Source organism: Pseudomonas alcaligenes, assembly GCF_041729615.1.
Classification (GTDB): domain Bacteria; phylum Pseudomonadota; class Gammaproteobacteria; order Pseudomonadales; family Pseudomonadaceae; genus Aquipseudomonas; species Aquipseudomonas alcaligenes_B.
In genome coordinates, this window is the sequence record NZ_CP154874.1 from 403,164 (window position 1) to 426,670 (window position 23,507).

At 68.4% G+C, this 23,507-nt stretch carries 21 protein-coding genes; 5 read left to right on the top strand and 16 right to left on the bottom strand.

All coding sequences use genetic code 11. The annotated features are described in order from the left end of the window. The first annotated feature begins 98 nt into the window (after positions 1 to 98). The 3 genes from thpR (at position 99) to AAG092_RS01935 (ending at position 2,922) form a co-directional block, all read left to right on the top strand. Entirely contained in the window at positions 99 to 623 is a 525-nt protein-coding gene (gene thpR, locus AAG092_RS01925; RefSeq protein WP_373388321.1) for an RNA 2',3'-cyclic phosphodiesterase, read from the top strand. Between the two features lie 269 nt (positions 624 to 892). Beyond that, on the top strand, positions 893 to 1,834 hold the full coding sequence (locus AAG092_RS01930) for a triacylglycerol lipase (RefSeq protein WP_110683185.1): 942 nt from the start codon (positions 893 to 895) through the stop codon (positions 1,832 to 1,834). 53 nt (positions 1,835 to 1,887) lie between these two features. Next, on the top strand, positions 1,888 to 2,922 hold the full coding sequence (locus tag AAG092_RS01935) for a lipase secretion chaperone (RefSeq protein WP_110683186.1): 1,035 nt from the start codon (positions 1,888 to 1,890) through the stop codon (positions 2,920 to 2,922). Between the two features lie 46 nt (positions 2,923 to 2,968). On the opposite strand, the gene AAG092_RS01940 is transcribed toward AAG092_RS01935, so the two are convergent. Beyond that, positions 2,969 to 3,403, bottom strand: coding sequence for a DoxX family protein (locus tag AAG092_RS01940; RefSeq protein WP_110683187.1), 435 nt, complete (start codon positions 3,401 to 3,403; stop codon positions 2,969 to 2,971). A 107-nt stretch (positions 3,404 to 3,510) separates the two neighbouring features. Beyond that, positions 3,511 to 4,926, bottom strand: coding sequence for a transglycosylase SLT domain-containing protein (locus AAG092_RS01945; protein WP_110683188.1), 1,416 nt, complete (start codon positions 4,924 to 4,926; stop codon positions 3,511 to 3,513). A gap of 229 nt (positions 4,927 to 5,155) precedes the next feature. Between AAG092_RS01945 and AAG092_RS01950 the strand changes: the two genes are divergently transcribed. Continuing rightward, positions 5,156 to 5,959 carry a TatD family hydrolase gene (locus AAG092_RS01950; protein ID WP_110683189.1) on the top strand — a complete coding sequence of 268 codons (804 nt, stop codon included), beginning with the start codon at positions 5,156 to 5,158 and terminating at the stop codon, positions 5,957 to 5,959. On the opposite strand, the gene AAG092_RS01955 is transcribed toward AAG092_RS01950, so the two are convergent. The 7 genes from AAG092_RS01955 to AAG092_RS01985 all read right to left on the bottom strand — a co-directional run bounded on the left by AAG092_RS01955 (position 5,956) and on the right by AAG092_RS01985 (position 12,474). Beyond that, positions 5,956 to 6,753, bottom strand: a complete 798-nt coding sequence (locus tag AAG092_RS01955) for an acyl-CoA thioesterase II (RefSeq protein WP_110683190.1) — start codon at positions 6,751 to 6,753, stop codon at positions 5,956 to 5,958. The genes AAG092_RS01950 and AAG092_RS01955 overlap by 4 nt on opposite strands. Before the next feature lie 95 nt (positions 6,754 to 6,848). After that, on the bottom strand, positions 6,849 to 7,616 hold the full coding sequence (locus tag AAG092_RS01960; RefSeq protein WP_110683191.1) for a CHAD domain-containing protein: 768 nt from the start codon (positions 7,614 to 7,616) through the stop codon (positions 6,849 to 6,851). Next, complete coding sequence (locus AAG092_RS01965; RefSeq protein WP_373388322.1) at positions 7,613 to 9,628, bottom strand: transglutaminaseTgpA domain-containing protein; 2,016 nt, start codon at positions 9,626 to 9,628, stop codon at positions 7,613 to 7,615. Before AAG092_RS01965 ends, AAG092_RS01960 begins: the two co-directional genes overlap by 4 nt. Then, positions 9,625 to 10,575 carry a DUF58 domain-containing protein gene (locus AAG092_RS01970; protein ID WP_373388323.1) on the bottom strand — a complete coding sequence of 317 codons (951 nt, stop codon included), beginning with the start codon at positions 10,573 to 10,575 and terminating at the stop codon, positions 9,625 to 9,627. Before AAG092_RS01970 ends, AAG092_RS01965 begins: the two co-directional genes overlap by 4 nt. Then, positions 10,575 to 11,492, bottom strand: a complete 918-nt coding sequence (locus AAG092_RS01975) for an AAA family ATPase (RefSeq protein WP_373388324.1) — start codon at positions 11,490 to 11,492, stop codon at positions 10,575 to 10,577. Before AAG092_RS01975 ends, AAG092_RS01970 begins: the two co-directional genes overlap by 1 nt. A gap of 92 nt (positions 11,493 to 11,584) precedes the next feature. Next, the gene (locus AAG092_RS01980) at positions 11,585 to 12,193 is read right to left on the bottom strand and encodes a flavin reductase family protein (protein WP_373388325.1); all 609 of its coding nucleotides are present in this window, start codon (positions 12,191 to 12,193) and stop codon (positions 11,585 to 11,587) included. 2 nt (positions 12,194 to 12,195) lie between these two features. Further along, positions 12,196 to 12,474, bottom strand: a complete 279-nt coding sequence (locus AAG092_RS01985) for a hypothetical protein (protein ID WP_110683196.1) — start codon at positions 12,472 to 12,474, stop codon at positions 12,196 to 12,198. Between the two features lie 141 nt (positions 12,475 to 12,615). On the opposite strand from AAG092_RS01985, the gene AAG092_RS01990 reads away from it, so the two are divergent. Further along, the gene (locus tag AAG092_RS01990; protein WP_110683197.1) at positions 12,616 to 13,602 is read left to right on the top strand and encodes a patatin-like phospholipase family protein; all 987 of its coding nucleotides are present in this window, start codon (positions 12,616 to 12,618) and stop codon (positions 13,600 to 13,602) included. Positions 13,603 to 13,649: 47 nt separating this feature from the next. On the opposite strand, the gene AAG092_RS01995 is transcribed toward AAG092_RS01990, so the two are convergent. The 7 genes from AAG092_RS01995 to AAG092_RS02025 all read right to left on the bottom strand — a co-directional run bounded on the left by AAG092_RS01995 (position 13,650) and on the right by AAG092_RS02025 (position 23,340). Next, the gene (locus AAG092_RS01995) at positions 13,650 to 14,342 is read right to left on the bottom strand and encodes a response regulator (RefSeq protein WP_110683198.1); all 693 of its coding nucleotides are present in this window, start codon (positions 14,340 to 14,342) and stop codon (positions 13,650 to 13,652) included. Continuing rightward, positions 14,339 to 16,996, bottom strand: a complete 2,658-nt coding sequence (locus tag AAG092_RS02000) for an ATP-binding protein (protein WP_373388326.1) — start codon at positions 16,994 to 16,996, stop codon at positions 14,339 to 14,341. The genes AAG092_RS01995 and AAG092_RS02000 overlap by 4 nt, the downstream gene beginning before the upstream one ends. Then, positions 16,993 to 17,568, bottom strand: coding sequence for a potassium-transporting ATPase subunit KdpC (gene kdpC / locus AAG092_RS02005; RefSeq protein WP_373388327.1), 576 nt, complete (start codon positions 17,566 to 17,568; stop codon positions 16,993 to 16,995). The genes AAG092_RS02000 and kdpC overlap by 4 nt, the downstream gene beginning before the upstream one ends. A 140-nt stretch (positions 17,569 to 17,708) precedes the next feature. Further along, positions 17,709 to 19,772 carry a potassium-transporting ATPase subunit KdpB gene (gene kdpB, locus AAG092_RS02010; RefSeq protein WP_373388328.1) on the bottom strand — a complete coding sequence of 688 codons (2,064 nt, stop codon included), beginning with the start codon at positions 19,770 to 19,772 and terminating at the stop codon, positions 17,709 to 17,711. Between the two features lie 9 nt (positions 19,773 to 19,781). Next, complete coding sequence (gene kdpA, locus AAG092_RS02015; RefSeq protein ID WP_373388329.1) at positions 19,782 to 21,470, bottom strand: potassium-transporting ATPase subunit KdpA; 1,689 nt, start codon at positions 21,468 to 21,470, stop codon at positions 19,782 to 19,784. 8 nt (positions 21,471 to 21,478) lie between these two features. Next, complete coding sequence (locus tag AAG092_RS02020) at positions 21,479 to 21,571, bottom strand: potassium-transporting ATPase subunit F (protein WP_061904356.1); 93 nt, start codon at positions 21,569 to 21,571, stop codon at positions 21,479 to 21,481. 179 nt (positions 21,572 to 21,750) lie between these two features. After that, positions 21,751 to 23,340: a YdgA family protein gene (locus tag AAG092_RS02025; protein ID WP_373388330.1), complete on the bottom strand. Its 1,590-nt coding sequence runs from the start codon at positions 23,338 to 23,340 to the stop codon at positions 21,751 to 21,753. Between the last annotated feature and the right edge of the window lie 167 nt (positions 23,341 to 23,507).

The following is a 23,507-nucleotide window of genomic DNA, read 5'->3' on the forward strand; positions in this document are numbered from 1 at the left end:
GTATTCGCCCAACCGGGCGGCGCCCCGCAAGTTGCTCTTAAATCGGCGCCATGAGGTGCGATCCTAGGAATGCCGCCCAGTGCTGTCAAGGTGAAGCCATGCCGGATACGAGCCTCAGACTGTTCTTCGCCCTACCCTGTCCGGCGGCCGTCGCCAGGCGCCTGGACACCTGGCGCCTGGCCCAGGGCTTTTCCGGGGTGCCCACCGCACGGGGCAACCTGCACCTGACCCTGGCCTTTCTCGGCCAGCGGCCAGCCAGCATGCTGCCCCTGCTGGAGCAGCTGCCGCCACTCCTGCCACTGCCCCAGCTGGGCTTCGACCTGAGCCTGGATCGCCTGCAGTGCTGGCCCGGCGGCCTGCTCCATCTGGCGCCGAGCCAGCCACCCGCGGCCCTGCTGGAACTGGTGCGCGGCCTGAACGAGCAGCTGGCCCTGGCCGGGCTGCCCACGGAGTCGCGCCCCTATCGCCCGCACCTGACCTTGGCACGCCGCAGCCGCATGCCCTGCGCCGCGATACCCGCCACCTTTTCCTGGCGGGTCGAGGAATTGCGCCTGTACCGCTCGCTCGACGGTCGCTATCAGGCGCTGTGCCGCTGGCCACTGGGAAGCGTGCAGGAGCAGTGAGCGCAGTGGGCTGGCAGGCGGCAAGCCAGGTCCCACAGGGGCGTCGAGAAACGCTCCTGTTTCCCTCGGTAACATCCCCTAGGTGATAACAGAACCCTTGCCGCCGCTGGCTTTCGTCACAAACGCCCGTTTAGAGCCTTTGTTCTAATCCACCTCGTTCCTGGCACAGATCCTGCCCCACCGAGCCTGCTGAAGTACCGGCCCGGGAAGCGCCGGATGGCTGGATGCAAGGATGGATCAGTGCCCAACCCTTCGCTCGAGAGCAAAACATGAATAACAAGAAAACCCTGCTCGCCCTCTGCATCGGCAGCAGCCTGCTGCTGTCCGGCACAGCCGAAGCCGGCCTGTTCGGCTCCACCGGCTACACCAAGACCAAGTACCCGATCGTCCTGACCCACGGCATGCTCGGCTTCGACAGCATCCTCGGCGTCGACTACTGGTACGGCATCCCGTCCTCGCTGCGCTCCGACGGCGCCAGCGTCTACATCACCGAAGTCAGCCAGCTCAACACCTCCGAGCTGCGCGGCGAGGAACTGCTGGAGCAGGTGGAAGAGATCGCCGCCATCAGCGGCAAGGGCAAGGTCAACCTGGTCGGCCACAGCCATGGCGGCCCGACCATCCGCTACGTGGCCGCCGTACGCCCGGACCTGGTGGCCTCGGTGACCAGCGTCGGCGCCCCGCACAAGGGCTCGGACACCGCCGACTTCATCCGCCAGATTCCCCCGGGCTCGGCCGGTGAGGCGATAGTCGCCGGCATCGTCAACGGCCTGGGTGCGCTGATCAACTTCCTCTCCGGCAGCTCCAGCACCAGCCCGCAGAACGCCCTGGGCGCCCTCGAATCGCTCAACAGCCAGGGCGCCGCCGCGTTCAACGCCAAGTATCCGCAGGGCATCCCGACCAGCGCCTGCGGCGAAGGTGCCTACAAGGTCAATGGCGTCAGCTACTACTCCTGGAGCGGCACCAGCCCGCTGACCAATGTGCTCGACGTCAGCGACCTGCTGATGGGCGCCAGCTCGCTGACCTTCGACGAGCCCAACGACGGCCTGGTCGGGCGCTGCAGCTCGCACCTGGGCAAGGTAATCCGCGACAACTACCGGATGAACCACCTCGACGAGGTCAACCAGACCTTCGGCCTGACCAGCCTGTTCGAGACCGATCCGGTCACCGTGTACCGCCAGCAGGCCAACCGCCTCAAACTGGCCGGCCTCTGAGCCATGGATCGGGGCCCACAGGGCCCCGATGTTTTCCCCCGCCGAGTCTCGCCGTGAACAAAGCCTTGCTTCTGGCCGTTCCCCTGCTGATCGGGGCCGGCATCGCCGTCACCCTCGCCCTCAACCCACTGACTCCAGCACCCAGCCCAGCGGCGCTATCGACTGCGCCTGGCGCACCGCTGCCGTCGCCAGCGCTGCAGCAAACCCTCGACGACGCACCTGCAGCACCGCCCCTGGCTGCCGAAATCGCACCCCTGCCACCCTCCTTCGCCGGAACCCAGGTGGATGGCCAGTTCCGCCTCGATGCGGCCGGCAACCTGCTGATCGAGCGGGATATCCGGCGCATCTTCGACTACTTCCTCAGCGCCTATGGCGAGGACAGCCTCACAGCCACCATCGAGCGCCTACAGGCCTATGTCCGCAGCCAGCTCGACGAGCCGGCCGAAAGCCAGGCCCTGGCGCTGCTGGAGCAGTACCTGGAATACAAGCGCCAACTGGTGCAACTGGAGAAGGACCTGCCGCAGATGGCCAGCCTGGATGCCCTGCGCCAGCGCGAGCAGGCGGTGCAGAGCCTGCGTGCCAGCCTGTTCAGCGCCGAAACGCACCAGGCCTTCTTCGCCGAGGAAGAGGCCTACAACGGCTTCACCCTGCAGCGCCTGGCGATCCGTCACGACCAGACGCTGGACGACCGGCAGAAGGCCGAGGCGCTCGACCGCCTGCGTGCCGGCCTGCCGGAGGAGCTACAGGCAGTGCTGGCCCCGCAGCTGCAAGCCGAGCTGCGCCAGCAGACCGCAGCCCTGCAGGCCCAGGGCGCCAGCGCCGCGCAAATCCAGCAGCTGCGCCTGCAACTGGTCGGCGCCGAGGCCACCGCGCGCCTGGAAGCGCTGGACCAGCAGCGCCAGCAATGGCGCCAGCGCCTCGCCGACTACCGTCGGGAAAAGGCCAGGGTGCTGGCCAACGACGGCTTGAGCGAAAGTGACAAACAGGCAGCAATTGCCGAACTGGCCGCGCAGCGCTTCGACGACAGCGAGCGCCTGCGCCTGGAAGCAGCTGAACAGCTGGCGCAGAGCCGGGAGGAGACACCCTGAATGCAAAAAGGCCCGCTTTCGCGGGCCTTGTCTCCGTGCAACCGTCTCAGCCGGCGATGCGGCGATCCAGCGACAGCTTGCCGGCGCCCTCGACCATCAGCGCCGCGCTGATCACGGCGAGGATCATGGCGTACTCGTAGCCGTTGTTGGCCATGAAGAAGCCATTGGCCCAGTGCACGGCGAATACCGCCACCAGCATGGATACCAGCAGGGACAGTGCCGCCGGGCGGACCAGCAGGCCGACCACCAGGGCCAGGCCGCCGAAGAACTCGGCGCTACCGGCAAGCAGAGCCATCAGGTAGCCGGGGGTGATGCCGATGCTCTCCATCCACTGGCCCACACCTTCCAGGCCGTAGCCGCCGAACCAGCCGAACAGCTTCTGCGCTCCATGGGCGGCGAAGGTCAGGCCGGTGACGACACGCAGCAGGGTGATGCCATAGCCGGCGTTGGTGGACATCAGGGTCTTGATCAGGTTGTTCATGTGCCAGTTCCTTGTGAGGGGGTGTGTGCTGTTGGTGAGGCACATACTATTCGAATTAAGCGATATTGAAAGCGCAATTTTGCGCATATTAAAATCAATTAATTCGATCAGTCTTTGACACTGAGCTTCTGCTTGCGGGGCTCCAGCAGAAAGCGCTCGCGGTCATAAGCAAGGTAGTACTTATTCACGCTGTTGACATAGCTGACCACGCCCATGCCGATCTGCTCCAGCGCCACACGCTCCACCTGGAAGAACCACTGGTTGGCATTCAGCCCACGTCGCCGCGCCTCGGCGCGCAGTCCCTGGACCCGCTGCGGCCCCATGTTGTAAGCGGCCAGGACGAAGGCCATGCGCTCGCTCTCGGCGATCTGCCGGCTGGAGAAGAACTCGCGGCGAATCCACGCCATGTAGCGGGTCGCGGCCAGCACGTTGTTGTCCAGCGCGTGGATATTGCCGACGCCGACGCTGCGCGCCGCTGCGGGGGTGATCTGCATCAGCCCGGTAGCGCCGGAGGCGCCGCGCGCGGCCGGGTTGAGGGTGGACTCCTTGTAGGCCACCGCCGCCAGCTGCAGCCAGTCCAGGTTCTGCTGCGCACCGTGCTTCTGCAACACCGCGCGCACTCGCTCCAGACGCTGCCGGTCGGCCTGGGCCAACGGATTGCGCACCTTGTAGGAGCGCCGATAGACACGCTGCAGGGTGGAGTCCTGATCGCCCGGCGTGCGGTAACCCTCGAGGAAACGGTCGATGCTGGCGCGCAGCATGGGCGACTCGCGGCGCACGAACCAGCTCATGTCGCCCCCGGCGCCCACCACCAGGTGGCGCTCGATGCGCAGGCGCGGCATCACCTTGCGCCAGCGCTCGGCAATCGGCAACTCCACCGCCGTCCAGGGGTAGATGCCGGCCTGCACCATCTCCAGCACGTCCTCGACGGCCAGGCTGGGATCGGCCCATTCCACCACCACCGGCGGCTTGCCCTGTTGCGCCAGCTGCTGGTTGACCTCGCGCAGGGCATCGGCGACGGCGCTGCCCATCGGCAGGGTCAGGCTGCGCCCGGACATGTCCGCGAGCCTCTTGTAGTGGCGGTTGCGCAGGTTGCCGACCACCACCAGCGGTACGTCGCGGCGGATCGCCGTGCTGGCGCTGATACCGAGGCCCGGATGGGCATCGAGCAGTTCACCGGGCGCCACCAGGTCGCCCTCGCCCTTCTGCAGGGCGGCCACCAGCTGGTCCTTGGCCTTGGGGATGAGTTTCAGGCGCAGCTCACGACCATCGCGCGCGGTACGGTTGAGGTACTGCTCGAAGGCGCGCAGGCGCTGGTATTCGATGCCGATGGCCTGGCCCTTGATCTCGCCGGAGCTGTTGCGGCTCTGGTTGACCAGCACGCGCAGCTCGCCGCTCTTGCGGATCTGCGCCAGGTCGCGCTGGCTCGTGGCCTGCGGCAGGTTGCCGCCGAGGCCGCTCAGGCGCGCATGGGCCGGCAGGACTGCCAGGCAGCAGAGCAGCAGGAGCAGCGCTCGCGTCATCGGACCTCCGGGTGGTGCCGGGTCAAGGAACGACCCGGCCGACTGAGAGCATCCCGGCGACGGATGGTTCCATCGCGAGGGGCGCGGAGGTTGTCACAGCGACCGTCAATCTGCCAGCCCGAGCTGGTAATAAACATTAACAAGCATACATAACCACCTGTAATTACTTGGTTTATTACATAAAGCAAGGCTCTGCTATGCTGCCCCGCTCGGCTTGCGAGGTAGCACCATGCAACTCATCGACATCGGCGTCAACCTGACCCATCCCAGCCTGGCCCGAGAACGCCAGGCGGTGCTCGAACGCGCCCGGGCGGCCGGCGTGTGCCAGCTGGTGCTGACCGGCACCAGCCTGGAAGAGAGCGAGCAGGCCCTGGATTTCTGCCGCGAACTGGACGCCAGCGGCCGCCAGCTGTTCAGTACCGCCGGCGTGCACCCGCATGACGCCAGCCAGTGGAACGCCGACAGCGCGCGCCAGCTGCGCGCCCTGCTGGCCGAGGCACCGGTGCGCGCCGTGGGCGAATGCGGGCTGGACTTCAACCGCGACTTCTCGCCGCGCCCGCAGCAGGAAAAGGCCCTGGAGGAACAGCTGGAGCTGGCCGTGGAGCTGCAGCTGCCGGTGTTCCTCCACGAACGCGAGGCCGGCGAACGCCTCACCGCCATCCTGCGGCAGTTCCGCGATCGGCTGCCGGCCGCCGTGGTGCACTGTTTCACCGGCGACAAGGCGACCCTCTATGGCTACCTCGACCTCGACCTGCATATCGGCATCACCGGCTGGATCTGCGACGAGCGCCGCGGCACCCACCTGCATCCGCTGATGCGCGACATTCCGGCCGGGCGCCTGATGCTGGAGAGCGACGCGCCCTACCTGCTCCCGCGCAGCCTGCGGCCCAAGCCGAAGAGCGGCCACAACGAGCCGGCCTTCCTCACCGAGGTGCTGCGCGAAGTGGCGCTGCACCGCGGCGAGAGCCAGGCCGCGCTGGCGGCGCACAGCAGCGCCGCGGCACGGGCCTTCTTCGGCCTCCCCGAGCTCTAGTCGAAGACGGTGGTGGTCTGCCGGCTCAGCGCCAGCAGCTGGCCATCGGCGGTCCACAGCCGCGCGGCGATGTGCCCATAGCCGTCGAGCGCATGCTCGATCTCGGCCTGGTACAGGCACCAGTCATGGGTGGTCAGGCTGGGGATCGGGTGGACGAACTCGATGGTCCAGGTCAGCGAGCTGCCCGGCGCCGGCTTGCTCAGGTGCGCCAGCACGGCCGGCGGCCAGGCGTCGACCAGGGCCAGCAGGTGGGCCTCGTTCACCCTGTCATAGCTGACGTCGCTGCGCAGGCGTACCCAGCCGCCCATGTGGCGCGCCGGGGTGTTGCTGAACGGCATGCCGCCCTGCCCCCAGCGCATGGCCAGGAAACGGGTGAACTCCGGCGTCACACCGGCCACGTAAGGTAGCTCGGGGCACTCCTCCACCGCCTTCATGGCCGGCGCCGGCTCGGCCTCGACGCGCACTGCGGACTGCCGCGAGGCGCCGAAGCTGCCCTGGGCCAGGGCCACCACCGCGCCATTCTGCACGGCGCGACCGAGCACCTGGCTGACCGACTTGCCCTCGCGCAGCACTTCCACCTCGAACGCCACCGGCTCGCCCATCAGCAGCGGCCCGACGAAGGTGATGGACAGCGAGCGCACCGGCCGCCCGGCCGGCACCCTGAGACGCATGGCCTCGTAGACCATGGCCGCCACCAGGCCGCCGAAAGTGGCGCGGCCCTGGCCCCACAGGCCCGGAACGACGACATGCTGCGGGTGGGTGTGTACTGCGTGGATCAGTTCAGCGAAAGTCATGCGCAATCTCCTGTCATGCACGCTGAAGCTTAGAGAAAAGCGCGCCACTGCGGGAGTGACTGGCTGGCCAATCGAGCGCCCATATCGGCGCCCATTCAGCGCAGCGCAAAGTGCGCGAGCAATTCCTGCAGGGCCTGGTCGGCGGCCTGCTCGGCCAGCTGCAGGGATTCACTCCAGGCGGCAGCACAGGGGCGCAGGTCCGCCTCGACCTGCAGGCGCTGCAGCCACTGCCAGTGGTCGTGCCAGTCACCCAGCGCGCCCTGCGCGGTGCGCAGCGCGCGCAATGCCTCCTCGGCGAGTCCGGCCTGGTGCGGCCAGGCTTCGGCGCAATAGCGCAGGCGCTTGATCAGCAGGCGCAGGCGGTGACGGTCATGGGCCGGATCGCGCAGCGCCTGCGCCAGCGCCTCGGTCTGGCGCTCCATGTAGCGCGCCACGGTCCTGCCCCGGGCCCTCCACTCATTGGTTTGCCGCGCCTGGCGGCAGTCCTCCGGCCAGTCATCGAGCAGGATCGTCAGGCGTCGCAGCGCCAGCCCACCCAGCAACCCGGGCAGGCCGGCGGCGAGCTGGCTGCGGCGGGCACGGGCCGCTCCGGGCAGCCCCCGGCTCTCCAGCTCCAGCGCCAGCACCTGCAGATCGCGCAACGGGCCGCTGGCCTGGCCCAGCGCGGCGGCGGCCCGCTCCAGGGCGGCGCACAGCGGCTCGCGGCGCAGCGGCCGCAACAGGCTGCGCAGACGCCGCAGGGTGATGCGCAGGTCATGCAGGGCCTCGGCATCGGTCTGCTCGCGCAGACGCGCCAGGCAGGCATACAAGCGCACTTGCTGGACGATCACCTGCTCGAACAGCACCTGCTGGAACTGACTCATCTCTGATCCTCCGTGGCCGGTCGTGCTCGCCAGGGTAACTCGCGGCGCAGGCGCCGCAGCAGGCGGCGCATGTCCTCCGGCGCCGCGGCTGCGCCGGCGTAGCGCTGGGCCTCGAAGGCCGCAGCGAAGGCGGCGATCAGTTCGCCCTGCTGCGGCAGGGCTTGCGCCGCCCGGGCGGCGAAAGCCCGCACGCCCTCGCCCGGTGCACGATGCAGGCCGTGCCGGCGCAACAGCGTCTCGAAGCGGCGCAGCACGCGCCGCTGCGGGTCACGCTCGCGGCGCCAGGGCTTGAACAGCCAGAGTGCCAGCAGGCCAAGCAACAGGGCGCCGCCGCCGACCAGGGCCGGCACCAGGGTGTGCCACTCCAGGGTACCGAACCAGCGCTGCAACAGGCTCAGTTGCTGCTCGCCGCGGTAGCCCAGCACCCAGCGCTGCCAGTTGTGATTGATGTTGTCCCAGGCCAGGCGCAGCTGGTTGAGCCAGGCGATGTCGCGGTAGCGCAATGGCGACAGGGGCGAGCCCTCGAGGAAGCCCTCATCGCTCGCCAGGGCATCCTGGGAGCCGAGCTCGATACGCTCCGGCGCCACCTGGAAGGTCGGGTCGACGCTGACCCAGCCGCGCCCTTCCTGCCAGTACTCGACCCAGGCATGGGCATCCAGCTGGCGCACCGAGAGGTAATTGCCGGCGGCATTCAGCTCGCCGCCCTGGTAGCCGGCGACCACCCGCGCCGGAATGCCAGCGGCGCGCAGGACGAAGACCATGGCCCCGGCATAGTGGGCGCAGAAGCCCTGGCGGGTGCGGAAGAGGAACTCGTCGATGCTGTGCTCACCCACCGGCGGCGGCTTGAGGGTGTAGCCGTAGGGTTCGCGGTTGAAATGCTGCAGCAGCGCGGCGACCAGCGCCTGCGGCCGCTCGTGCTGGCGGCGCAGCTGCGCGGCCCACTCGCGGCTGCGCGGATCGCCCACGGGGGGCAGTTGCAGGGTACGCCGCGCCATATCGGCGGGCAGCACCGGCTGGCGTAGCGCCGTCGGCCAGGAGCGCGCCTCGTAGAGCAGGTTCTGCAGCACGGGGCGGCGCAGCTCCACGCGGAAGTCGTCCATCTGACTCGCTCCCGGCAGTTCGCTGAGGCCGACGTCCAGCACGAACAGCCAGGGCCTGCCGCTGGGCTGCATGACGATGCTGTATTCCAGCGCCTCGCCCTGCGGCGACCACTGCACGGCGCCGCCGCGCCGGCTGCCCGCGGACTGCGACCAGCGCCGGCCGTCGAAGTGCTCCAGGGTCAGCGCCCGCCAGTACAGCTGCTCGCGCGGCGGAATCTCCCCGTTGAAGCTGGCGCGGAAGGCCAGCGCCGGCGACCGGCTCAGCTCGGCCACGTCGGCCGGCGCCATGCTGTCGGACAGCCCGGTACTGCTCTGCTGCGGGTTGGGCAGGCTCCACAGCGGGCCCAGGCGCGGGAAGAACAGGAACAGCAGCAGCATCAGCGGCACCGCCTGCAACAACATCGAGGCCGCCAGCTTGAAGGTGGCCGCCGGGCGCTCGGCCAGGCCGCTGTGCTGCAGGCCGATCAGCGCGGCCAGCAGCGCAGTCACCGGCAGCAGGCTGTAGAGCGCGGCCAGTAGGCTGTCGTCGAACAGGTAGGCGGTGACCACCACGAAGAAGCCGAGGAAGATGAGCAGCAGGGCGTCACGCCGGCTGCGCAGCTCCACCAGCTTGATGATGAAGGCGGCCACCAGCAGCAGCACGCCGCCATCGAGGCCGATCAGGCTGCCGCGCGAGAGAAACACGGCGGCCGCCGTCGCAAGCATCAAGCCGGCCCGCTCCAGGCCGTTGGGGAAGCGCGCGCGCATGCGGTAGACCTGTATGCGCCAGCCGGCGCACAACAGCCACAGGCCGATGATCCAAGGCGGCAGGTGCAGCAGGTGCGGCAGTATCACCAGCACCTGGGCCACCAGCAGCCAGGTCAGGGCGATGCGTGGAATCGGTTGGATCGCGCTCGGCTGTCCCCTGCTCATGGCTTGCTCCCATAGAGTGCCAGGGCGCGCAGGCAGGCCTCGCGATGGGCGTCGCCATGATCCGGCGCCAGCTCGCAGCCGGGCAGACGCAGGCCATAGGCCTGCTGCCGTGCGTCCAGCTGCAGTACCCAGTAGCACAGGCGCGACAGGCGCTCCTCGGCATCACCGCCGAGGGCCTGGAAATCCAGCCACAGGTCACGCCCGGCGAGCGCGGCGAAGTCCTTGACCAGCAGCCCCTGGCCACGCGAGAAGGCCTTCCAGTGCAGGCGCCGCTTGGAGTCGCCGGGCTGGTAGCCGCGCAGCCCCTGGTAGTCGTCGGCCCCCTGGCCGCTGGCGCGAGCACCCTCCTCTTCCTCGTCGTCGCTGCCGCCGGCCGCCAGCGGCAGCTCGCCCTCCAGCGGGCGCGGATAGACCAGCACGGCCTGGTCCAGATCGACCCAGCTCCAGGCCACCAGGATGCCCAGCGGGAAATGGCTCTCCACCCGCATGCGCTCGGGCCGCAACCAGCCGCGCTTGAGCGCCGGCAGGCTCAGCTCGCACTCGCGCTGGCCACCCTGGGGGACGTCGACCTGCTGCAGCGGCTGCGGCGGCCAGCCCAGGCCGATGGCCTGGTGGGCATGCTCGACGCCCTCCAGGCGCACCTTGAAACGCGCCTGCTCGCCGACGAACACGGCGGTGCTGGCGCCGGCCTTGAGCAGCAGGCCGGCGAAATTGCGGTAGGTGTGCAGGATGGCGATCACGAATACCGCCGCCAGCAGGAAGGTCAGGCCATAGGCCAGGCTGTTCTCGTAGTTGATGGCGGCCAGCAGCATCAGCAGCAGCACCACGGCGAAGGCCGCACCGACCCGGTCGGGCATGATGAAGATGCGCCGCTGGTTCAGCTGCACCTGCGCGGCGGCCGGGATGCGCCGGGCGACCCAGCGGCGCCAGCGAGCGCGGATGCCCATCACACCGCCGCGACTTCGCGCAGCAGCCACTGCACCAGCGTGCCGCCGCCGTGGCCGGCCGGGTCGGCACGCTCGCGCAAACGGTGGCCGACCACCGCCGGTAGCACCGCCTGCACATCCTCCGGGATCACATAGTCGCGCCCTGCGAGGAAGGCCCAGGCCCGCGCCGCCGCCAGCAGCGCCAGGCTGGCGCGCGGCGACAGGCCCCAGGCGAACTGCGGCTCGCTGCGGGTGGCCTCGACCAGGCGCAGCACGTAGTCGACCAGCGCGTCGCTGGCGCGCACCTGCGGGATCAGCGCCTGGATCGCCGCCAGCTCGGCATGATCGAGGATGGGCTCCAGCCTGGGCAGCAGATCGCGCCGCGCCTCGCCGAGCAGCAACGAGCGCTCGGCGGCACGCGCCGGGTAGCCCAGCGACAGGCGCATGAGGAAGCGGTCCAGCTGCGACTCCGGCAGGGCGAAGGTACCGCCGGAGCTGACCGGGTTCTGCGTGGCGATGACGAAGAAAGGCTCCGGCAACGGCCGGGTGGCGCCCTCGATGGTCACCTGGCCCTCCTCCATGGCCTCCAAGAGCGCGCTCTGGCTCTTCGGCGTGGCGCGGTTGATCTCGTCGGCCAGCACCAACTCGGCGAAGATCGGCCCGGGATGGAAGACGAACTGCCCGCTGTCCTTGTCGAACACCGAGGTGCCGAGGATGTCGCCGGGCAGCAGGTCGGAGGTGAACTGGATGCGCTGGAAGCTCAGGCCCAGCACCCGCGCCAGGGCATGGCTGAGGGTGGTCTTGCCCATGCCGGGCAGGTCCTCGATCAACAGGTGCCCACGCGCCAGCAGGCAGGTCAGGGCCAGGCGCACCTGCGGCTCCTTGCCCAGCAGCACCTGATTGACCTCGTGCAGTACCGCATCCAGTTTCGTCAGCATCGCTCGCTCCTGTTCCAATGCGCCGATGCTACTGGGCGGCACGGGCCGGGCAAAGCGCCGCGAAACAGTTGCTCACGAAACTGTGCGACGGATCAGGACGGCCGCTGCATGCGGAATATCTCGCGGGTGCGGGTGTAGCCGCTGCCACCGAGACGACCGACCAGGTCCAGGCGCGACGCATCGATGCGCCCGTCCTCACCCAGCACGCTGTCGTCCAGATGCGCCAGCAACACTTCGGCGAAGATCAGGTGGCAGTTCGGTGCTTGCCGTGGGTAGGGCTGGATCTCCGCCACCCGGCACTCGAAGGCCACCGGCGCGCCGGCGACCCGCGGCGGTGCGACGCGCAACGAGGGCTCGCGGGCGATGCCGCAGTGCTCGAACTCGCTGACCTGCGGACCGAACAGCGCCGCCGTGGCGTTCATCGCCTCGGCCAGAGCGAAAGGCACCAGCTGGATCACCAGCTCGCCGGTGTCGCGCGCGTTGCGCAGGCTGTCCTTGAGGCTACCGTCATCACGACTGCCGACGTTGATCATCAACGTCGGCGGCTGGTCGCTGATCACCTGGAAGAAGCTGAACGGCGCCAGGTTATCGACGCCCTCGGGCGAGCGCGTGGAGACCCAGGCGATGGGCCGCGGGGTCACTGTCGCGGCCAGCCAGCGATAGGCCTCCAGCGCGCTCAGAGTGGTGAAATCGAGCAGCATCCTCAGCGCCCGGCGCGCGATTCGCGGATGTAGAAGCGTGCCTTCTCGGCATTGCGCGTGCAGCTCTCGTAGCCTTCGAATTGCTGCGAGGTCTTGGCGCCGGTCAGCAGGGTCAGCGCCTTGGAGTAACTGACGGTACCGGCGAAACCCTCGGCCTTGGCCAGATCCAGCTCGCGCCAGGCGGCATCCAGCTGGTTGGCGCAGCTGTCGCGGTAGGCGGTCTTGGCGGCGCAACCGGTAAGGGCCAGGGCCAACAGGGCAAGGGTGGCGATTCTCGTCATCTTCTCTCTCCTGGGAAACGGGTGTACGGCTTGGATACCCATGCACGGGCAAAGTGCCCGACGCAGGCGATTCTAGCAAAGCCGTCCTTGGCGCGACCGCTCTGGACGGGTATGTTCGAAGCATCTGTGGGGGATTTGGCAATGAACAAGAAAGTGGCCCTGGTGCTGGGTTCCGGCGGTGCGCGCGGTTATGCCCATATCGGCGTGATCGAGGCCCTGGAGGCGCGCGGCTACGAGATCGGCTGCATCGCCGGCTGTTCCATGGGCGCGGTGGTCGGCGGCATCTACGCAGCCGGCAAGCTACGCGAATACCGCGCATGGACCGAGAGCCTGGACTACCTTGACGTGCTGCGCCTGCTCGACGTCAGCTTCCGCCTCGGCGCCATCCGCGGCGAGAAGGTGTTCGGCAAGATCCATGAGATCGTCGGCGAGATCGATATCGAGAACCTGGCGATTCCCTACACCGCGGTCGCCACCGACCTGACCAACCAGCAGGAAATCTGGTTCCAGGAAGGCTGCCTGCACAAGGCCATGCGCGCCTCGGCAGCCATCCCCAGCCTGTTCACCCCGGTGACCCAGGGCTCGCGCATGCTGGTCGACGGCGGCCTGCTCAACCCGCTGCCCATCGTGCCGGTGGTGTCCAGCCACTGCGACCTGATCGTGGCGGTCAACCTCAACTCCCTGAACCAGAGGCAGTACAGCCTGCCGGTGATCGAACGGCCGGCGGCGTTCAAGGGCAAGATCGACCAGCTGATGGGCTCGCTCAGCGCCCGCCTGCCCTTCCTGCGCCGCGAAACCGACGAAGAAGGCGCGGACATCCACAATCCATGGATCGAACCCAAGGTGGCGCGAGACGGCGAGGACAGCGTGCCAAAATCGGCCAGCAGCTCGCAGGTACTCGGCAACGTCGGCCCGGCCTCGCTGCTGGAACTGGTCAACCAGAGCTTCGAGGCCATGCAGACCTCGCTGGCCCAGTACAAGATCGCCGGCTACCCGCCGGACATCCTGATCAACGTGCCCAAGCGGGTGTGCCGCTTCTTCGAGTTCCACAAGGCGCCCGAGCTGATCATGCTCGGCCGGCAGATTGCCAACGACACCCTGGACAAGTATGAGCGCGAGCACGGCTAAGCCAGGTAGATGAAAGCGCGGCAGAGCCCGCGCCGACTGCAGCCGCCCTACAGCTCTCGCAGCCGGTAGCCGACCCCAGCCTCGGTGACGATGAAGCGCGGCGCCGCCGGGTCGTCGCCGAGCTTCTGCCGCAGATGCCCCACCACCACCCGCAGGTAGTGGCTGTCCTCGACATGGCTCGGCCCCCAGATGTCCCTGAGTAGCTGCTGCTGGGTCACCACCCGGCCGATATGGCGGGCGAGCATGGCCAGCACTGCGTACTCCTTGCGCGTCAGCGCCACCTCGGCACCGTCCAGGCTGACCCGCCGGTAGGCGAAGTCCAGGCACAGCGGGCCGCTCTGCACCGCCGCCTCCTGCTGCTCGCCGGCACCGGCCTGGCGCAGCAGCACGCGCACCCGGGCGAGAAACTCCTGGATGGCGAAGGGCTTGGTCACGTAATCGTTGGCGCCACCGTCCAGGACCAGCACCTTCTCGCCCTCGCTGGCGCGCACCGAGAGCACCAGCACCGGCACCTGGCTCCACTCGCGCAGCTCGCCGAGCACCTGCTTGCCGTCCATGTCCGGCAGGCCAAGGTCCAGCACCACTAGGTCCGGCCGCGCCAGGGCGGCCTGGGCCAGCCCCTCGCGGCCATTGCCGGCCTCCAGCACCTTGTAGCCCTGGGCGCTGAGGCTGATGCGCAGGAACTTGCGGATCTGCGCCTCGTCGTCGATCACCAGGATGCTCGCGCTAATACTGTTCATGCGGATTCGTCTTCCAACAGGGGTTGCGGATGCAGCGGTAGATGCAGGGTCAGACAGACTCCGCGGCCGTCCAGGCCCTCGCCTACCGTCACCCGCCCGCCGTGGGCGCCGACCATGCCCTGGCAGATCGCCAGGCCCAGGCCGGTGCCCTGCCCGCCACGGTCGCCGCGGGCGGCCGTGTAGAACATGTCGAAGATCTTCTCCCGTTCCGCCTCGGGGATGCCCGGCCCCTGGTCGGCCACGGCGAAGCGCAGCTCCTCGGCATCGGCCTCCACCGTCAGCCGCAGGTGCCCCTGGCTGGGCGAGAAACGCGCGGCATTCTCCAGCACGTTGACCAGCGCCTGCTCGATCAGCGCCGCGTGGGCATAGAGCAGCGGCAGCTGCTGCGGCACCCGCAGATCCAGCTGCAGCGGCGCCAGCACCGGACGCAGACGCTGCACGGCGCTGGCGACTATGTCCGCCGGCGCCACCCAGTCGCGCGCGAGCTTGAGGCCGCCATGGCCGAGGCGGGTCATGTCGAGCAGGTTCTGGATATAACGATCTAGGCGCTCGGCCTCATCGCGGGTGCCCTCCAGCAGCTCGCGACGGTCGGCCAGGGGAATCTGTTCGCCGAGCGCCAGCAGACTGTCGATCGAGCCGCGCATGGCCGTCAGCGGCGTTCGCAGGTCGTGCGACACCGAGGCCAGCAGCGCGCTGCGCAGTTCCTCGGTCTGCCCGTGCAGACGCGCCGCTTCCAGGTCTTCGGCCAGCTGCGCGCGCTCCAGGGCCTGGGCCAGCGGCTGGCCGAGCGCGGCGATCAACCGGCGCCGCTCGGGGCTCAGCGGCCGCTCGTCCCTGGGCGCCACGCCGAGCAGCGCCAGCGGCCCCTCCTCGCCGGACAGCGGCCACCACCACCAGCGCCCGTTCGGCAGGGTGCCGGTGCCCAGGCCGGCCGGCTGCTCGTGCTGCCAGGCCCAGTCGGCCGCGGCACGCTCCGTCTCGGCAAGCAGGCGCTGGGCGCCGGCCGCGGTCTTCCATACGCCATCGCGCGCGCGCGACAGCAGGCTGACCTCCAGTTCCGGCCACTGGCCGAACTGTTGCAACGCGGCGCTCAATACCGCCTGGCGGTCGGTGGCGGCGGTCAGCTTGCGCGACAGCTCAAGCAGCGCCGTGGTCTCCGCCTGGGTCTGGCGCAGGCTCTGCAGCTGGCGGCGCTGACGGGTTGCCAGGTTGCCGGTGAGGCCGGCCATGAGCAGGAAGAACAGCAGGGTCAGCACATCCTCCTGGCGGGCGATCTTCAGCGACAGCAGCGGCTCGATGAACAGCAGGTTGTAGGCCAGGAACGACAGCCCGGCACAGAGCAGCGCCGGGCCCAGGGAGCTGCGCACCGCCACCACCAGCACGGCGGCGAGGAAGATCAGCGAGATGTTCGGCAACTCCAGCAGGCGCGACATCCCCAGGGCCATGCCGACGGCCAGGGCGGTGGCCAGCGGCGCCAGCAGATAGTCGCGCCACTGCAGTGCCGCGCGCACGCGCGGGCTGGCAGGCGCGCGTTCGGCCTCGGTATCCAGCACACTGATTTCCAGGCCTTCGCCCAGGCTCAGCAGGCGCTCGGCCAGGCCGCGGCCGAAACGCCAGCGCCGGCGCAGCCGCTGGCGGCTGCGGCCGACCAGGATCAGGCTGGCGCGGCGCTCGCGGGCATGCTCGACCAGGGTGTCGGCCACCGAACCACCACGCAGCACCACCACCTCGCCGCCCAGACGTTCGGCCAGTTGCTGGGCGGCCTGCAGGTTGCCGAGACGCTCCTCGTCGCGTTCGCCGCCGGTGTCCACATGCACCACCGACCAGGGCAGATGGCGCCGCTCCGCCACCCGGCTGGCATGCCGCACCAGGCGCTCGGCCTGGGCGTCGCCGTCGATGCCGAGCAGCAGGCGACCGCGCACGCTCGGCGCCTCCTGGCCCTGCTGGCGATAACGGCGGTTGAGGTCGGCATCCACCCGCGCCGCCGCGGTCTGCATGGCCAGCTCGCGCAGCGCGGTGAGGTTGGTCTGGCTGAAGAAGGCGTCAATGGCCGCGCGCGCCTGTTCCGGCACGTAGACCTTGCCTTCGCGCAGGCGTTCGAGCAGCTCGCGCGGCGGCAGGTCGATCAGCAGGATCTCGTCGGCCTCCTGCAGCACCCAGTCCGGCAGGGTCTCGCGCACCTGCACGCCGGTGATGTCGCGCACCTGGTCGTTGAGGCTTTCCAGGTGCTGCACGTTGACCGTGGTGTAGACGTCGATGCCGGCGTCGAGCAGCTCCTGCACGTCCTGCCAGCGCTTGGCGTGCCGGCTGCCCGGCACGTTGCTGTGGGCCAGCTCGTCGACCAGCACTAGCTTGGGCGGGTTGGCCAGGATGCCGTCGAGATCCATCTCGACCAGCGGCACGCCGCGGTACTCCAGGCGCCGCAAGGGTTGCTGCGGCAGGCCGGCGAGCATGGCTTCGGTCTCCGCCCGGCCATGGGTCTCGACCACGCCGACGCGCAGGTCGACCCCCTGGCGCAGCTGCGCCTGCGCCGCCTGCAGCATGGCGAAGGTCTTGCCCACGCCGGGTGCCGCACCGAGGAAGACTTTCAGCCGGCCACGCCCTTCACGGGGCATCTCGGCCAGCAAGGCATCGGCGCGTTGCGCGTCACTCATGGAGCGTTCTCGTTACCTGCGAATGCGCGATTGTCCGCCAGCGCCAGGTTCAACGCCAGCACGTTGACCACCGCCGGGCCCACCAGCGGGCGCTCGGTGTGCTGCTCGACCAGGCGCTCCAGGCTGTTTGCCGGAATGCCGCGCGCTGCGGCGACGCGGGTGAGCTGCCAGCGTGCGGCGGCCGGCGACAGATGCGGGTCGAGACCGCTGCCGGAGGTGGTGACCAGTTGCAGCGGCACCGGCGCGGCACCCTCGCCGACCAGACGCTGGGCGTCCTTGGCGATGCGTTCGGCCAGGGCCGGATTGCTCGGTGCCAGGTTGCTGGCACCGCTGGCCACGGTGGCGAAACCACCGGCCGACGGCCGCGGCTGGAACCACTGGTCGCCCTCGAAGTTCTGCGCCAGCAGGGTGCTGCCACGCACCTCGCCCTGGGCATCGCGCACCAGGCTGCCGTTGGCCTGCTCGGGGAAGGCCAGCTGGGCCACGCCGGTGACGGCCAGCGGGTAGGCCACGCCGGTCACCAGGGTCATCAGGCCCAGCATGGCGATGGCCGGGCGCAGTTGTTTAAGCATGATGGTTCTCCGAATTTTCAGGTTTACACCGAATCAGTCCCCTCTCCCATTTATGGGAGAGGGTTAGGGAGAGGGCTTCTGTGTGCCATTACCCTCTCCCCCGGCCCCTCTCCCGCAAGCGGTAGAGGGGAGAAAAATCACTACACCAGCCCCACCGCCACCAGCAGCGCGTCGATCATCTTGATCCCGACAAAGGGCGCGAGGATGCCGCCCAGGCCGTAGATCAGCAGGTTGCGGCGCAGCAGGCTGGCCGCGTCCAGGGCCTTGACCCGCACCCCGCGCAGGGCCAGGGGGATTAGCGCGATGATGATCAGCGCGTTGAACACGATGGCCGAGAGGATGGCGCTCTGCGGGCTGTGCAGTTGCATCAGGTTGAGCGCGCCGAGCTGCGGGTAGATGCCGGCGAACAGCGCCGGGAGGATGGCGAAGTACTTGGCCACGTCGTTGGCCACCGAGAAAGTGGTCAGCGCGCCACGGGTCACCAAGAGCTCCTTGCCTACCTGCACCACGTCGAGCAGCTTGGCCGGGTCCGAGTCCAGGTCCACCAGGTTGGCGGCCTCGCGGGCGGCCTGGGTGCCATCGTTCATCGCCAGGCCGACGTCGGCCTGGGCCAGCGCCGGGGCATCGTTGGCACCGTCGCCGCACATGGCGACCAGCTTGCCTTCGGCCTGCTCGGCGCGAATGCGCTGCAGCTTCTTCTCCGGCGTGGCTTCGGCGATCAGGTCGTCGACGCCGGCCTCGGCGGCGATGGCCGCGGCGGTCAGCGGGTTGTCACCGGTCACCATCACGGTGCGGATGCCCAGGCTGCGCAGCTCGGCGAAGCGCTCGCGGATGCCCGGCTTGACCACGTCCTTGAGGTGGATGGCGCCGAGCAGCTGGCCGTCGCCGGCCACCAGCAGCGGGGTGCCGCCGCTCTGGGCGATCTTCTCCACCTCGCGAGCCAGGGTTGCCGGCACTGCGTCGCGGGCCATGCCGAGGTACAGCAGCACGGCATCCACCGCGCCCTTGCGGTAGCTGTGACCGTTCCAGTCGACACCGGACAGGCGAGTCTCGGCGCTGAAGGCGATAGCCTTGACTTCGCTGCGCGCCGGCTCTCGCAGCGTGGTCAGTGGACGCAGGTACTCGACGATGGATTTACCTTCCGGGGTATCGTCAGCCAGGGAAGCCAGCAGTGCCGCTTCACCCAGCTCCTTGCCATTGATACCAGGGGCCTTGATCACCGCGCTGCAGCGGCGGTTGCCGAAGGTGATGGTGCCGGTCTTGTCCAGCAGCAGCACATGCACATCACCTGCCGCCTCCACCGCGCGGCCGGACTTGGCGATCACATTGAGGCGCACCAGACGATCCATGCCGGCGATGCCGATGGCCGAGAGCAACCCGCCGATGGTGGTCGGGATCAGGGTCACCAGCAGCGCGGCCAGGTACACCAGCGGCAGGTCACCGCCGGCATAGCGGGCAAACGGCTGCAGGGTGGCCACCACCAGCAGGAAGATCAGGCTCAGGCCGATCAGCAGGATGTCCAGCGCCACCTCGTTGGGGGTCTTCTGCCGCTTGGCACCCTCGACCAGGGCGATCATCCGGTCCAGGGTCGACTCGCCCGGGTTGGCGGTGATCTTCACCAGCAGCCAGTCCGACACCACGCGGGTGTTGCCGGTCACCGCCGAGCGGTCGCCGCCGGACTCACGGATCACCGGCGCGGATTCACCGGTGATGGCCGCCTCGTTGACGGCGGCAATGCCCTCGATCACCTCGCCATCGCCGGGGATCAGCTCGCCGGCCTCGACGCGCACGATATCGCCGCGGCGCAGCTGGCTGGCGGCAACCACCTGGTACTGCTCGCCGGCGGTCTTGCGCCGTGCGGTCAGGCCCTGGCTGCCAGCCTTGAGGCTATCGGCGCGGGCCTTGCCACGGCCTTCGGCCAGGGCTTCGGCGAAGTTGGCGAAGAGCACGGTAAACCACAGCCACAGGGCGATCTGCACGGCCAGGCCGGTACTCACCGCAGGGTTGGGTACGAAGCACAGCATCGTGGTAAGCACGGCGGTGATCTCCACCACCAGCATCACCGGCGAGCGCAGCAGCTGGCGCGGGTCCAGTTTGACAAAGGCCTGCTTCAAAGCTGGCTTCCACAGCGCAGCGAAACTGGTCTTGGCCTGGTTTTTGGGGGTCTTGGCGCCTTGTTGCGCCTTTACAGGGGCATTCATCATGGTTCTCCGTTAGAACGCCAGGTGTTCGGCCAGTGGGCCCAGGGCCAGCGCCGGCAGGAAGGTCAGGCCACCGACCAGCAGGATGGTCAGTACCAGGAGGGTGACGAACAGCGGGCCATGGGTCGGGAAGCTGTTGCCGTCCAGCGGCGCACGCTTCTTCGCCGCCAGGCTGCCGGCGATGGCCAGGATCGGCAGGATGTAGCCGAAGCGGCCGAGCAGCATGGCCAGGCCGATCATCAGGTTGTGGTACGGCGTGTTGGCTTGGAGGCCGGCGAAGGCCGAACCGTTGTTGGCGGTACCCGAGGTGTAGGCATACAGCGCCTGGCTGAAGCCGTGGGCACCCGGGTTGCTGATGGAGGCTGCCGGGCCGTCCAGGCTCACCGCCAGGGCGCAGAACACCAGGACACCGACCGGCATCACCAGCAGGGTGGCGACCAGCAGGCGCACCTCGCGGGCCTCCAGCTTCTTGCCCAGGTACTCCGGAGTGCGGCCGATCATCAGGCCGGCCAGGAACACGGCAATCAGGACGAACAGCAGCATGCCGTACAGGCCGGCGCCGACGCCGCCGAAGATCACCTCGCCGAGCATCATGTTGAACATCGGTGCCAGCCCGCCGATGGCGCTGAAGCTGTCATGCATGGCGTTGACCGAGCCGTTGGAAGCGGCCGTGGTGGTCACCGCCCAGAGTGCCGAGGCGGCAGTGCCGAAGCGCGCCTCCTTGCCTTCCAGCGAGCCGGCTTGCTCGATCGGCAGCGCCGCCAGGGCCGGGTTGGGCTGGTACTCGGCCCACAGGGTGATGCCAAGACCGGCAACGAACAGGATCAGCATGCTGGCCAGGATAGCGCGGCTCTGGCGCAGGTCCTTGACGTAGTGGCCGAAGGTGAACACCAGGGCGGCCGGGATCAGGATGATCGAGGCCACCTCGAACAGGTTGGACCAGGCCGTCGGGTTCTCGAACGGGTGCGCCGAGTTCACACCGAAGAAACCACCACCGTTGGTGCCCAGCTGCTTGATGGCGATCTGGCTGGCGGCCGGACCCAGCGGAATGGTCTGCTCGGCGCCCTGCACAGTGGTCGCATGGGCATAGTCCATAAAGGTCTGCGGCACGCCCTGCCAGACCAGGAAGATGGCCAGCGGCACGCACAGCGGCAGCAGCACATAGAGCACGGCGCGGGTCACATCGACCCAGAAGTTGCCGATGCCGTTGCTCGACTTGCGCGCGATGCCGCGGGCAAAGGCCACCAGGATGGCCAGGCCGACGGCCGGGCTGACGAAGTTCTGCACGCCCAGGCCAACCATCTGGCTGAAGTAGCTCAGTGCAGCCTCGCCGCTATAGGCCTGCCAGTTGGTGTTGGTGACGAAACTCACCGCGGTGTTGAACGCCAGGCTCCACTCCAGGCCCGGCAGCTGCTGCGGATTGAACGGCAGCAGGTGCTGCAGCATGAGGATGGTGAACAGCACCACCAGGGAAACAGCACTGAAGGCCAGCAGCGCCAGGCTGTAGGTCTTCCAGTCCTGATCGCGCTCGGGGTCGACCCCGGACACCCGGTAGCACAGGCGCTCCAGCGGTTGCAGCACGGGGCTCAGCAGGTTGCGCTTGCCTTCCATGGCGTTGAAGAAATAGCGCCCGAGGAAAGGTGCCGGCACCAGCACAAGTGCGAAGAAGGCCAGAATCAGCCAGTAGTCTTGGACTTGCATGGGGCCTCCTAGCTCTGCCGTCCGGCGCGCAGCAGCGCAACCAGCAAATAAATGAAAAGTCCCAGGGCCAGGCCTAGGGACACCCCGTCGAGAATGCTCATGTTTCTGCTCCGTTATGCGGTCTCTACCGCCTTGCCGGCATTGTTCCGCCGGCGCGCGTAAAGGCGCGATTGGCCTCAGGGAGCTGCGCATAAAGAATGCGTAAAGATCGCGGACCGGAACGGCCGCAGAAAAGAAAAAGGCCCGCATCGCAGCGGGCCTTTTCGTTGCCGGGTGGTGCTTACTGGACGGAGCTCTCTGCCTCGGCGCTCCCCTCTTCCTCCAGCTGCAGACCCTGCATGGCCGGATCTTCCTCGCCCATAGCGCCACCACCCATGCCCAGGCCGGCGCCACTGGCGAAGGCCATGGCGACGAACTCCTCGACGCTCATCTGCTTGCCGTTGAAGTCCACCTTGTCGTCGGCGTAATGCAGGCTGGTGACGATGTTGTCACCCTCCAGTTTGGCCAGCTCGGTGGACAGCGCCATGCCGCTGGCCATCTCGGTCATCATCGACGCCTGCTGGGCAACCGCTTCCTTGTCGGTTTCGCCGGCGAAGGTGGCCTGCAGGCCGATCACGTCACCGATCATCGCCTTGGACACGGCGACCTTGGCATCCAGCTGGGTGATCAGCTGCTTGGCCAGCTCGGGCGGCGGCAACTCGAAGGACTCGGGCTTGGCGAAGTCCAGGGCCAGGCTCAAGCTGCTTTCACCGTTGGCGGTCTTGAACGCCAGCTTCTCCAGGGCAATCCCCGGATTGGCGGCCAGCAGCTTCTCCAGGTCCACCATCAGCTGGGCCTTCTGCGCCTCGGACAGCTGCGGCAGCTCGTCCTCGGCCTCCAGGCTGGCCTGCTGCAGCTGGCCGGTGCTCTTGATGATGTCGCTGTACAGCGCCAGCAGCGATTGCAGGGCCGCTGCGTCGAGGTTCTTCACGCTGGAGACCATGTCCAGGCCGCCGATGTCCTGGCCCTGGTAGCTGACCATGCCGATCTTGTAGGTGGAGCGGGCGGCCAGCTTGCCGTCGGCTTCGCTGGTTTCGTCGAGCTGGGAGATGTCCCTCAGCAGGATCGGCTCACCATCGCCGATGAGGATCTGCGCGGTCTGCAGCTTGACCTCGTTGCGCCCCAGGTAGAACTCGCTGCTGCCCTTGGCGGTCTGGCTGTCCAGGGTCAGGCCCTTGAGCTCGATGGTCAGCGGGTTCTGGCTCTCGCTCAGCTTGGTGCTGATCCGCAGGCTGTCCATCAGGCCATTGGCGTCTATGGCCTTGGCCTCGGCCGTGCTGTCGAAGTCGATGTCCAGACCACTGAAGTCCAGCTGGCTGTCTTCATCCAGAGCCACCTGGACCGGATTGAAGCGCAGGTTGCCCGCCACGGAGCGGTCATAGCCCAGGCTGGCCTGACCTTCCAGGGGCGACTTGCCGTTGGCGGCGGCGAACCATTTTTCCAAGGCCGGGCTCGATTCCAGCGCGTAGTTGCTGGTCGCCATCACCGGCATCAACTGGAAGGCCTTGAGGCGCGACAGCGGGAAGGGGCCGTGTTCGATGCGGTCGTTGATCAGCAGCTCGAACTGCTGCGGCGCCTCGCCGTCGAGCGAGCCGCTGAAGGTCAGACGGTAGCGCGCGGTGCTGCTGAAGAACTGCTGCTCCAGCGCCAGCAGCTCGATGGAGGCATCCAGGCCCAGCGCCGGCAGGGTCTTGGCCAGGTCGGCGTTGGCGCGCTTGATCGACTCGTCCAGCACCGTGGGCAGTTGGTTACCGGTGTACCAGGCGCCAGCCGTGCCGAGAGCGCCGACGGCCAGGATCAGGCCTGCGGCTATACCTGCAGTTTTTTTCATGGGGTGGGGTGTCCGTTGTGTAGTGTTGGTCTTTCTTCCCTGAACCACGTATGGCCTCTGCGGACCCGCACGCGGTCTGAGGCTGGGCGATGGGCCGCCCGGCTCCGGCAAGCGCGGCCGGAGAGCCGGGCAAGGCTATCACCGTGGCGCCGCGCCGACCAAGGCCG

What these genes read in the sequence shown, in the direction of transcription:
- thpR (WP_373388321.1), top strand. Translation starts at nt 99, where the DNA reads ATGCCGGATACGAGCCTCAGACTGTTCTTCGCCCTACCCTGTCCGGCG.
- AAG092_RS01930 (WP_110683185.1), top strand. Translation starts at nt 893, where the DNA reads ATGAATAACAAGAAAACCCTGCTCGCCCTCTGCATCGGCAGCAGCCTG.
- AAG092_RS01940 (WP_110683187.1), bottom strand. Translation starts at nt 3,403, where the DNA reads ATGAACAACCTGATCAAGACCCTGATGTCCACCAACGCCGGCTATGGC.
- AAG092_RS01945 (WP_110683188.1), bottom strand. Translation starts at nt 4,926, where the DNA reads ATGACGCGAGCGCTGCTCCTGCTGCTCTGCTGCCTGGCAGTCCTGCCG.
- AAG092_RS01950 (WP_110683189.1), top strand. Translation starts at nt 5,156, where the DNA reads ATGCAACTCATCGACATCGGCGTCAACCTGACCCATCCCAGCCTGGCC.
- AAG092_RS01955 (WP_110683190.1), bottom strand. Translation starts at nt 6,753, where the DNA reads ATGACTTTCGCTGAACTGATCCACGCAGTACACACCCACCCGCAGCAT.
- AAG092_RS01960 (WP_110683191.1), bottom strand. Translation starts at nt 7,616, where the DNA reads ATGAGTCAGTTCCAGCAGGTGCTGTTCGAGCAGGTGATCGTCCAGCAA.
- AAG092_RS01965 (WP_373388322.1), bottom strand. Translation starts at nt 9,628, where the DNA reads ATGAGCAGGGGACAGCCGAGCGCGATCCAACCGATTCCACGCATCGCC.
- AAG092_RS01970 (WP_373388323.1), bottom strand. Translation starts at nt 10,575, where the DNA reads ATGGGCATCCGCGCTCGCTGGCGCCGCTGGGTCGCCCGGCGCATCCCG.
- AAG092_RS01975 (WP_373388324.1), bottom strand. Translation starts at nt 11,492, where the DNA reads ATGCTGACGAAACTGGATGCGGTACTGCACGAGGTCAATCAGGTGCTG.
- AAG092_RS01980 (WP_373388325.1), bottom strand. Translation starts at nt 12,193, where the DNA reads ATGCTGCTCGATTTCACCACTCTGAGCGCGCTGGAGGCCTATCGCTGG.
- AAG092_RS01985 (WP_110683196.1), bottom strand. Translation starts at nt 12,474, where the DNA reads ATGACGAGAATCGCCACCCTTGCCCTGTTGGCCCTGGCCCTTACCGGT.
- AAG092_RS01990 (WP_110683197.1), top strand. Translation starts at nt 12,616, where the DNA reads ATGAACAAGAAAGTGGCCCTGGTGCTGGGTTCCGGCGGTGCGCGCGGT.
- AAG092_RS01995 (WP_110683198.1), bottom strand. Translation starts at nt 14,342, where the DNA reads ATGAACAGTATTAGCGCGAGCATCCTGGTGATCGACGACGAGGCGCAG.
- AAG092_RS02000 (WP_373388326.1), bottom strand. Translation starts at nt 16,996, where the DNA reads ATGAGTGACGCGCAACGCGCCGATGCCTTGCTGGCCGAGATGCCCCGT.
- kdpC (WP_373388327.1), bottom strand. Translation starts at nt 17,568, where the DNA reads ATGCTTAAACAACTGCGCCCGGCCATCGCCATGCTGGGCCTGATGACC.
- kdpB (WP_373388328.1), bottom strand. Translation starts at nt 19,772, where the DNA reads ATGATGAATGCCCCTGTAAAGGCGCAACAAGGCGCCAAGACCCCCAAA.
- kdpA (WP_373388329.1), bottom strand. Translation starts at nt 21,470, where the DNA reads ATGCAAGTCCAAGACTACTGGCTGATTCTGGCCTTCTTCGCACTTGTG.
- AAG092_RS02020 (WP_061904356.1), bottom strand. Translation starts at nt 21,571, where the DNA reads ATGAGCATTCTCGACGGGGTGTCCCTAGGCCTGGCCCTGGGACTTTTC.
- AAG092_RS02025 (WP_373388330.1), bottom strand. Translation starts at nt 23,340, where the DNA reads ATGAAAAAAACTGCAGGTATAGCCGCAGGCCTGATCCTGGCCGTCGGC.